The sequence below is a fragment of the Catenibacterium sp. CAG:290 genome (assembly GCF_000437715.1).
Taxonomy (GTDB): Bacteria; Bacillota_I; Bacilli_A; order Erysipelotrichales; family Coprobacillaceae; genus Catenibacterium; species Catenibacterium mitsuoka_A.
Genome location: NZ_FR898816.1, coordinates 1 through 4,102, shown reverse-complemented (window position 1 = coordinate 4,102; position 4,102 = coordinate 1). Strand labels below are relative to the sequence as shown.

3 protein-coding genes are annotated in these 4,102 nt (G+C 34.2%); all 3 read left to right on the top strand.

Annotated elements, in window-relative coordinates:
• Positions 1 to 127 precede the first annotated feature (127 nt).
• The 3 genes from QVO42_RS05820 (at position 128) to QVO42_RS05810 (ending at position 3,864) form a co-directional block, all read left to right on the top strand.
• Positions 128 to 2,509, top strand: a complete 2,382-nt coding sequence (locus tag QVO42_RS05820; protein WP_022425214.1) for a YhgE/Pip domain-containing protein — start codon at positions 128 to 130, stop codon at positions 2,507 to 2,509.
• A gap of 127 nt (positions 2,510 to 2,636) precedes the next feature.
• On the top strand, positions 2,637 to 3,434 hold the full coding sequence (locus QVO42_RS05815) for a Cof-type HAD-IIB family hydrolase (protein ID WP_022425213.1): 798 nt from the start codon (positions 2,637 to 2,639) through the stop codon (positions 3,432 to 3,434).
• A 121-nt stretch (positions 3,435 to 3,555) separates the two neighbouring features.
• Entirely contained in the window at positions 3,556 to 3,864 is a 309-nt protein-coding gene (locus QVO42_RS05810; protein WP_006505715.1) for a PTS lactose/cellobiose transporter subunit IIA, read from the top strand.
• Positions 3,865 to 4,102 lie beyond the last annotated feature (238 nt).

Below are 4,102 nucleotides of genomic sequence, written 5' to 3'. Positions count from 1 at the left end.
TAAAAAATGATATACGCTTACATGATGCTTTTTTATCAAATCACCTTATTTGTAAATTGATAAATGACTAACGGTCAACTAAAATGACTACTAGTCATTAGGAAGATGACAGAAAGGAAAGGGTAATATGATTAAAGCAGAATGGAAAAACATTGCGAAAAGTACATGGCTTAAAATTGTACTTTGTGCAATCATGATCATTCCAATGATTTATGCTTGTGTTTTCTTAGGTTCTATGTGGGATCCATATGGTCAAACAGATCAGCTTCCAGTAGCCGTTGTAAATAAGGATAAAGAAGTTGAATACAATGGTTCTACTATGGATATTGGTAAACAGCTAAGCGATAAATTATCAAAGAATGATTCAATGGATTTCAATATTGTTTCATCAACAAAAGCACAGAAAGGTTTAAAAGATGGAAAGTATTACATGGTAATTACTATTCCTGAGAACTTCTCTAAAAATGCGACGACATTATTGGATGATGATCCACAGACAATGATGCTCACATATACTACAAATCCACAAACAAACTATATTGCGACTAAGATGGATGATTCAGCAATGGCTAAAGTAAAAGCTGAAATTTCATCAACAGTGACTAAGACTTATTCAAAGATCTTATTCAAGAATGTAAAAACATTAAGTAAAGGATTTAATACAGCCGCAGAAGGCTCACAGAAATTAAGTGATGGTGTAGCTACCGCAAGTGAAGGTAATAAGACTATCACAGAAAACCTAAATACACTTGCTTCAAGTGCATTGGTATTCAATGATGGTGCTGATTCTTTAGTAAAAGGATTAAGTGCTTATACAGAAGGTGTATCTACTGCAAAAGCAGGTGCACAGCAGTTAGATAACAACAGTGCTACATTAAATAATGGTGCTGCTCAATTAAAGTCTGGTAGCTCACAGTTATTAAGTGCTGTTAAGGAAGCAGAAAAACAGTTATCTGATGGTTTGAATCAGAACGCTGAACAGTTAAATACATTAACTCAAAAGAATAACGAAATGAATGAAAGTTCAAAACAGTTATCACAAGCACTCACTCAGATTCAGGCAGGTATTGATGATAACAACTTAGTAGAAAACAACTTACAGGCAGCTAAAAAATTAGATAGTATGGTTTCTGTAATGACAACTACAATTGGTACTATGAATACAAATGCGGATAAGCTAGATCAATTAGCTGCCGCAAAAAAGGCAAAGGCAGAAAGTCTACAGGCAACTCAGCCTCTAGTAGCACAACAGTTAATGTTGCAGGCACCAAGTCTTGCCACACAGGCACAGACATTAAGACAGGTGGCTTCTCAGTTAATAGAAAAAATTAATACTAGTGATTTAAAACAGTTAACTACATTACTTTATGGTAATGCAGAAGTATTAAAGAATCAGTCAACAGCCAATGCGAAGACTCAGGAATTATTAGCTGGTTCACAACAATTAGCCACTGCCAACAACACAGCAGTTAATTCATTAGTATCTAACTTAAAAACAGTACAGGCTAATATGAAGGGAACTTCTAATTCAGTTGGTATGGTTGGTGCAGTAAGCCAGATTGATGAAGGCTTAGGCACATTACAGAGTGGTTTAAAGACTTATACTGGTGGCGTTAAACAGGTAAATAATGGTTTAGGTACACTTGCTTCAAACAATAAAACTTTAAATAGTGGTGCTTCTCAGTTAGCTGATGGTGCATTAAAGATCAGTTCTGGATCTAACCAGTTAGCTGCAGGATCTGCAACATTAGGTGAAGGATTAACTACTATTGGTGAAGGAACTAATACACTTACAAGCAGCTTAAAAGATGCTTCTAAGAAGAGTAATATCAAATCTACTAACAAGACATACAAGCAGATGTCTACTCCAGTAGATACACAAAAGAAAGAAATAACTAATATGCCAAACAATGGTCATGCAATGGCACCTTATATGATGAGTGTTGCTTTATATGTTGCATGTATGGCATTAAGCTTAATGTATCCATTTGGTAAGGGTATGACTACTACTGATAGCCCAGTTAAGTTCTTACTTGCAAAAGCTACAGTCATGGTTCCATTATCATTTGTACAGGCATTAATCTTATACTTCAGCTTAAGAGGACTTTGTGGATTCACTCCTGCTAGACCAGGATTATGTATCGCATTCATGCTCTTATTATCACTTGCCTTTATGGCATTCATTGCATTCCTTGCAATCGCATTTGGTCGTATCGGTGAATTTATCGCTTTAATCTTCATGGTATTTAACCTTGGTGCTTCTGCTGGTACTTATCCACTAGAAACTGCACCACATTGGTATACAGTATTACATCCATTTGTACCATTCACATATAGTGTAAATGGATTTAGATCAGTGATTGCGAATGCAACTGCAGTTCCTACAACAGAAATCTTATTCTTCGTTGGTTTACTTGTTGTATCTGTACTTCTTACTTATGTAATTGTAAGACATAGAAGCAAAACACATAAAGTATTCCTTCCAGAAGTATTTAATGGAGAATGTTAGTGAGATGGGTAGAAATACCCATCTTTTTTAACGCTTATTAAAGATTTTATGAGACTGATCTTAATTGGTTTCATTTCTATATACATTTGATATAATGGAAGTACTTGCTAGAAAAGGAGATTGTAGTATGAGTAAATTATTCTTTTTTGATATAGATGGGACACTTATTGATTGTAATCAGGATATATATGAAATCACACCTGAAACTATCCGTACTTTAGATAAACTAAAGGAAGAAGGACATGATGTATTCTTATCAACAGGTAGGTGTAAATGTTTTATTGTGGATGGTGTTATGAAGTATCCATTTTCAGGATATGTGACATGTAATGGGGCTTATGTAGAATATAAAGGCAAATGTGTCTATAAGAATGTCGTACCAGCCAGAGCAATTAAAGCAACCATGGATCTATGTGAAAAACATCATTTTAACTTTTACTTTGAAGGTAATGATTATATTTATGTCAGAGATTCAAAAGATCCAGTTCATCAGGCATTCGCAAATAACTGGGGTATGAAGGAAGAAACAATCATTGATTCATTTGATTATAAGAATATAGAAACTTATATTGGAATGATAGTAGTCAATTCTAAGGATGATATTCCAGTCATGGTAGAATCTTTAAGTCCTTATTTTGATGTACAGAGACATCAAAGTGACCGTTCTTTTGATTTGACCCTTAAGGGTTCATCTAAAGCAGTAGGAATTAAAGAATTAGTGAAGGAACTAGGAAGAAGTATTGATGATACCATTGCTTTTGGTGATGGACGTAATGATATAGAAATGATTGAAGAAACAGGATTAGGCATTGCGATGGGTAATGCAGTACCAGAACTTAAATCAGTCGCAAAATATATTACAACTAATATTGAAGAAGAAGGAATCACTGCTGCATGTAAGCATTTTAACTATATCAAAGACTAATTTTGGCATATTATAAAAGGGTAATTTTGTCATATTGTAAAAGGGTGTTGAAATTGCTTTCAAGAGTTGCTATAATAGAGGCACAGATGAAATCTGGAATTGTTGTTAAAGGAGAATTAAAATGGACGAACAGGAACAGACAGTCATTAACTTAATTGTTAATGCTGGTAGCGCAAGAAGCTCAGCAATTGAAGCAATTCAGTATGCAAAAGCAGGAGACATCGAAAAGGCAGATGAATCAATTCAGACTGCTAAAGAAACAGTTAACGAAGCTCATCATGCTCAGACTGAATTAATCCAGGCTGAAATCAGAGGAGAAAAAACTCCACTTAACTTATTAATGGTACATGCACAGGATCACTTAATGTGCGCATTAGTAGTTATCGATTTAGCTCAGGAATTTATTGATGTTTATAAGAAATTAGCTTAATTTCATAAATACCAATACAGCATCCCACATAATGGGATGCTTTTTTTATTTCCTGTTGTAGCTAAATAAGCCACTACACAGCATATTGTTGTATTAGGTGATAAAATAATTAATTTTAAATTATGTAGTATACAAGGGTTAAAAATAGCATATAAAAGAAAATAAATAAAAAATATTCAAAAAACACTTTACAAACGCTGCAATATTGGGTATTATAGACAGGCAGTCCGGGAGACGG